The organism is Synergistota bacterium (assembly GCA_021159885.1).
In the GTDB taxonomy this organism is placed as follows: Bacteria; Synergistota; GBS-1; order GBS-1; family GBS-1; genus AUK310.
The window spans coordinates 1-5,537 of record JAGHDO010000035.1; the positions used below are offsets into that span (position 1 = coordinate 1).

Below are 5,537 nucleotides of genomic sequence, written 5' to 3' on the forward strand. Positions count from 1 at the left end.
ATTTATTGATATTGACATATATCGATTAAAAGTTATACTCTTTATAGAGGGGAGGTGGTTAAAATACACTACGAAACGGTGGCTAAATATTTCGGAGCACTATCACACCCTCTACGCATACAAATCATAGAAAAACTCATGAATGGAGATATGAGGCTATGTCAATTAGCAGAGGATCTCGGCGTTGAGAAGGGATATCTTTCACGGCACATCAATATCTTAAAAAAATTTCATCTCGTATCATCATACATAAAAGACGGAAAAACACATTATAGATTAGAATGCACGAAATCCATCGAGGTTATAGAAAAAATGAAAGATTTAGTAGAGCACAGGTATTCTGTGGTTTTAGATTCAATAAAGTCAGTTAGAGGAAGGAGATGACCATGATTGAAGCCAGAAGATGTGGAAAAGGCTTTAGGGAGTCCGGTATCAAGAAAGATTTTTAAGCTCATAACCGAGAAAAGGGATGATGGTACCAGTCTGTATGAAGACATTGTGAAGTATCTGAAAGGAGAGCAACTTCCCCTACTGAGGAAAATGAAAATTCTTCCCCTCGTTCCTTTTCTTAAACCAGCAATTCAGATCGCTACCGCTAATGACCCCGGTAAAATTCTTGAAATATTGGACAAGGAACCTTATACAGTACACGCGATAGAAACCGTCTTAGAAAGCATAGCGAGATATGGATTAAGGAAACCCCAAATATTCAGCGCCCCTCTACTAATCGTGTGGAACCTGACCAACGTATGTAACCTAAAGTGTGAGCACTGCTATCAGAGAGCAGCTCATCCCCTCCCAGATGAATTAAGCTTGGAAGAAAAGAAGCAAGCGATAGATAAGCTATGGGACGCTGGAACTTCCCTTATCGCATTTTCTGGAGGAGAACCTCTAATGGCACCAGAAGCTTTCAAAATATTCAAATACGCCCACGACAAAGGGTTTCATGTTTCAATAGCTACGAATGGAACGCTTCTTACCCCTGCAAATATAGAAAAACTGATAGAAGCCGGCGTTAATTACATAGAAGTGAGCTTAGACAGTATCCATCCAGATATCCACGACGCCTTTAGAGGCGTAAATGGTGCTTGGAAAAGAACAACAGAAGGTATTAAAAACGCGGTTAAATTGGGTAAAGGAGTTTTTACAGTTGGCCTGGCTACAACGGTTACACATATTAACTTCTCGGAATTCGAAGATATAATAAAGTTCGCATTTGAGGAGCTTGGTGTAGATAAATTTTTCGCGTTTAACTTCATACCCGTAGGCAGAGGCATAGATATGGCAACGTATGACCTTTCCCCAGAAGAAAGAGAAAAAATGATGAGCATAATGTATAAATACCTGAGCAAAGGATACAACGTATTTACCACTGCTCCGCAGTTTGGAAGAGTATGCAAAATGGGTACCAGTAATATATATGTCAGTAGCCATTACAGTGCATTCGATGGTGAAGCTGGCTCCTTAGCCGCCGAATACATAGGTGGATGTGGTGTTGGCAGGGCGTATGCCGCTATCCAACCTAACGGAGATCTTTCCCCTTGTGTCTTTATGCCTCAGGAAGAACTGAAATTCGGGAACATAATAAAAGATGATCTTAAAGATGTATGGGAAAACTCCCCCGTTTTAAAAGCCGTAAGAAACAGGGATGAATTCGAAGCCAATTGTGGTAAGTGCCCCTATAGGTATGTATGTGGAGGATGCAGAGCAAGAGCCTATGCATATTTCAAAAACCTCAAAGCTCCAGATCCAGGATGCTTGCTAAACAAAGCAGCTTGGAGCAGGATAAGAGAAGCTTCCATTTTAGAATCGGCGTAAGATCGGCGCAAGAGAGGAAAAGTTGCTTTGAAGGAAAAATATAAGGCAGAAGCCATAAGTAGGTTGATTTACAACGCAAGAAGCCAATATCAAGGGAGGTACAGGAATGAGCGAAGCAAAATTAAACCCCAAGTTTGCTCCATCGCAGGTAAGAGAGAAAGCAAAAACTCTTAAGGAAAAAATTGGAATGTGCACATTTCCCGTTGGCATCAAATTCATTTTACAAAAAGATGTCGCAATTATTGAGGACTTGCTAAAAAACGAGCATGTAGGAAGACTGAAGGGGTACAGATACTGCCAAGCAGTCATGGAGGCCAGACATGGCAGACATGTGCTTCTCGATAAGGAGGGTATATCATGCCCGGCAGCTGCTGCCGCATTTGGTTTCAAACCACTTCCAGAAGGATTAAAGAATGGAAAAGGGTTAGAGGGATTTTGATAGCATTGCGGACTATATTGAATATCTATCAATGAAAGCTATACCTAATTCAAGAAATAAGAATGCATATACCATGCTCAAGAAGAGAAGCGCTGAAAAAGTGCTAAAAGTTGATGTGTTTCAAATGGATCACGAAGAGAGATAAAACAGGATTTATCCGAAAGGTATGTATAGCAGAAAGAAGATGGAATTATGAGGTTCCCCAAATAGGTTCGATTGCTTGTAATAGTGGAGCTTCAAATTCGGAATATTTAACAGGACCTTAGGGCACATCTTATTTCACGTTTTGGTTTAAAAACTATCTCTCCATGACTCCCCATTCAGCCAGCATGAGGGGCTTATTGGGAAAAAGCAAGGTCAGCTTGTTATAAATTTGAGCTCCGTAAAGGCTGAACCCTATCCACTCTATGTATTCGTCCCCAGGGTAGTAAGCTTCAATTGTGTTTCATTCTTCCCTGGGATATGATTCATGATTGGGTTGAATTCTAAAGAGATCAATGATGTGTCTAAAGGCATCGACATACCTCTGGGGACCGTCAGGTTTTGCAGGGTCTCCGTAAACTCCTCGAGCTCATATGAGCTGACATCATCTTCTGTCTCTCCCCATCCTGGAAAGACTCCAAGATAGCATCCCGTCTGAGGAGGGATGACCTGCGCAGGGTGAGATAGCACTTCTTTACCCATAAAGTATACAGGGCTTATTCCTTCTTTGTAAGCTTTTAGTCATCATCGCTACAGAAAATTATTTCCTTTCTCTCCCTGAAAACCAGCCTTCTTTTTCCATTGCTTTCCTTGAAATCCCACTACTGGGACCATCGCCTCTTGCTACAAAAACTCCAGCACTTCTACCAACCGCTTCTGATATTTCTGCAACATCCTTATGAGTAAATCCCGGGCAGAGAAGTATTGACTGAATACCCTCCTCCTTAACAAGCTTTTTGCACACTTCAAGCGCTTGCTTTTGATCTCTCACTACTACTGCGAAAAACTTATAGCACTTGGGAGTTTCAATAACACATCTATGCTTCTCCGGGTCTGCATCAGGAGCATGGGAGAGGAACAATACCTTAAAAGACATGTTTATCACCTCCTATAATAATTGCCACCAGCCATGCGAAAGAAACCCTTTATCATCAGTAATAAACAATATTTCAGCAAATTCAAACCCGATAGCGTATCATTTGACGGCTTTCAGAAAAGCTTCAAGAGCTTCTACATCTTTCCCTCCCCTCACCTGCCTTGAGGAAAAATCAACTGTAGCCAATGGCTTCATTCCTGCAACTTCAGCCATCTCAATGAAAGCCCTCTTATAGCCACCTCTTCCAGAAGTAGCAAAAAACGCCACCTGCTTAAAGCGCTCACGAAAGTGTAGAAGATAAGCTCTCACGGGACTCGACATCCGACCTGCCCAAATCGGAGTTCCGATAATAACGAGGTCATAGTCAGCAGGATCATGCTTTGGCTCAGCTATGGACGGAATTTTTTTCTCACCGCCTCATATCCCGAGCGAAGAAAACCAAGGACTCCCTTTCTATTCACATTGTCTCTAATGATCTCAAGATCAGCTTGAAGTTCTCTGGCTATCTTCTTAGCCAGAGAAAGGGTAATCCCAGTTCTTGAATAAACCACTACAAGCGTTTTCACGGAACTCTACCTCCCACTATTAATTTTAACATTCACTCGTTGCCATCTTCCCTTCTGCTGCGTATTTGCCTGATAATTCCAGCTACTAAATTCATCCTCGGAACTCTCTTTATATAATCACCGTACGCTTCACCAAACTTCTTTATGTTTCTCTTTTCCTCCTCTATCATGGCAAAACACAATAGAGAGATTAAGATCGCACCAACAATCAAGCTGACCCAGTGCTGTGAAATAATAACCAGTGCGAAAACTATCAATATATGTCCTAAAAATCCGGGATGGCGAACAAAAGCATATGCACCAATCTCGATGAGATTTTCCTCCATGCGCCCTTTCTTCCGTGATTTGCTTGCCCACATTAGAAAAATAATACCAACAACTAAGATTATCCACCCTGCACATAGTAACCTAACTGAATTAAGAGAATTATAGAAAAGAACAGCAGACACTATTAGCACCCCATATAAAGTAATATACACTATGTGGCCAATCAAGTGGATAATGCTTTCCCTATACATGACTTCCATCCCTCCCATCTTTAGGCCTTATTCAACTTCCAAACGACATCAACCTTATCTGGCCCGTTCTCCCAATTCTCGAGAGCGAGTTTACCATCCACTCCCCCATATCCAGATAAACTCTGCAAAATTAGCATTAGAATAAAATAGGATATAAACCAGGAGCAAAGGGGCAAAAAGACTGAGGGTGCGAAAATCCATGGAGAGGTTATTAAATATGCGGTCTATACAAGAGCATCAACAGAAAATTAAGAATGAAAAAAATTATAGTTTTTCGGAAAAAGCATATGCTGAATCTTATAAAAGATGGAAGTGCAAAGCATCATAGTTACATACCTGCTGCTAAGTGAAGTGGAATTGCAAAGCTGTAAATCTAACAAGTCACAAATCATCCAGCTCAGTATTTAAGTCTTCTCTTTTAGCTTCTCCTATATATCCACGTGCTATCCTTTTTAACATAGCTGCTGTTCTTGGCCATTTTAACTTAAGGGCGTCAGCAATGTGCAGTTACATGCCATCCTTCACTTATGATTTATTCCCCCTTTATGATATTCTTTCTCACTTTATACGGCTATAATTTGAAATGTAGAACACTTAGTACTTTCACTCTTTATCAGCTATTCGTAAATCTCCTCCTCAATCTTTATACCAGCCTGGCTTAAAGCTTCCAGCACTTTGTCTTCGTATTCTGTAACCTGAATTTCCCCATTGCCTGCATGAATGGTAACTTCTATGCTGCACTGGTTAAACTTATTTTTTAGATAATTTACGATTCTAGCGATTGTAGAAATCTGTCCAACAGGAACCTTAAGTCTCAAACTTAGTTTTGAATATTTTTTCTTCCCAACTTCTTCGGGTCCTCTCCCTATTTCCCCAATCGGTGGAATCTCTTCTGTTCCTCTCGGTGGAGAACCCTCTACTTCCCCTTCTATATCTTTTACGCATTCCTCAGACCTGATAATTATCTCTTCGTCAGTTAAATTAATGATAGGGATTTCGTTTATATACTTGCATTTTATTTCATTCCCGCTAACATAACCAAGTCCAAACAACCCATTTCTGACCCCTTCTTTTATGCTTTCTATAAGCGCTTTCTTCGAGGCCAATCTGATCTCCCC

At 40.8% G+C, this 5,537-nt stretch carries 8 protein-coding genes; 3 read left to right on the forward strand and 5 right to left on the reverse strand.

Annotated features, from left to right (window positions below; all coding sequences use genetic code 11):
• Positions 1–54: 54 nt before the first annotated feature.
• From J7M13_03460 to J7M13_03470, 3 genes are all read left to right on the forward strand, one after another.
• A complete protein-coding gene (locus tag J7M13_03460) occupies positions 55–384 on the forward strand; it encodes a winged helix-turn-helix transcriptional regulator (protein ID MCD6363043.1) in 330 nt (109 codons plus the stop codon).
• Between the two features lie 6 nt (positions 385–390).
• On the forward strand, positions 391–1,818 hold the full coding sequence (locus tag J7M13_03465) for a radical SAM protein (GenBank protein MCD6363044.1): 1,428 nt from the start codon (positions 391–393) through the stop codon (positions 1,816–1,818).
• A gap of 106 nt (positions 1,819–1,924) precedes the next feature.
• Positions 1,925–2,257 (forward strand): DUF169 domain-containing protein, encoded by a 333-nt coding sequence (locus J7M13_03470; protein ID MCD6363045.1) that lies wholly within the window; start codon positions 1,925–1,927, stop codon positions 2,255–2,257.
• 742 nt (positions 2,258–2,999) lie between these two features.
• Here J7M13_03470 and J7M13_03475 read toward each other — a convergent pair.
• The 5 genes from J7M13_03475 to J7M13_03495 form a co-directional block, all read right to left on the reverse strand.
• Positions 3,000–3,335, reverse strand: coding sequence for a hypothetical protein (locus tag J7M13_03475; protein ID MCD6363046.1), 336 nt, complete (start codon positions 3,333–3,335; stop codon positions 3,000–3,002).
• 99 nt (positions 3,336–3,434) lie between these two features.
• Positions 3,435–3,644, reverse strand: a complete 210-nt coding sequence (locus J7M13_03480; GenBank protein MCD6363047.1) for a hypothetical protein — start codon at positions 3,642–3,644, stop codon at positions 3,435–3,437.
• 80 nt (positions 3,645–3,724) lie between these two features.
• Positions 3,725–3,901 (reverse strand): flavodoxin family protein, encoded by a 177-nt coding sequence (locus J7M13_03485; protein MCD6363048.1) that lies wholly within the window; start codon positions 3,899–3,901, stop codon positions 3,725–3,727.
• A 32-nt stretch (positions 3,902–3,933) separates the two neighbouring features.
• Positions 3,934–4,419, reverse strand: a complete 486-nt coding sequence (locus tag J7M13_03490; GenBank protein MCD6363049.1) for an isoprenylcysteine carboxylmethyltransferase family protein — start codon at positions 4,417–4,419, stop codon at positions 3,934–3,936.
• 617 nt (positions 4,420–5,036) lie between these two features.
• Positions 5,037–5,537, reverse strand: a 501-nt coding sequence (locus J7M13_03495; protein ID MCD6363050.1) for an AAA family ATPase, incomplete at its 5' end; no start/stop codon positions are given.

Coding starts and splice junctions, on each gene's coding strand:
- J7M13_03490 (MCD6363049.1), bottom strand. CDS start 4,419: ATGTATAGGGAAAGCATTATCCACTTGATTGGCCACATAGTGTATATT.
- J7M13_03470 (MCD6363045.1), top strand. CDS start 1,925: ATGAGCGAAGCAAAATTAAACCCCAAGTTTGCTCCATCGCAGGTAAGA.
- J7M13_03475 (MCD6363046.1), bottom strand. CDS start 3,335: ATGTCTTTTAAGGTATTGTTCCTCTCCCATGCTCCTGATGCAGACCCG.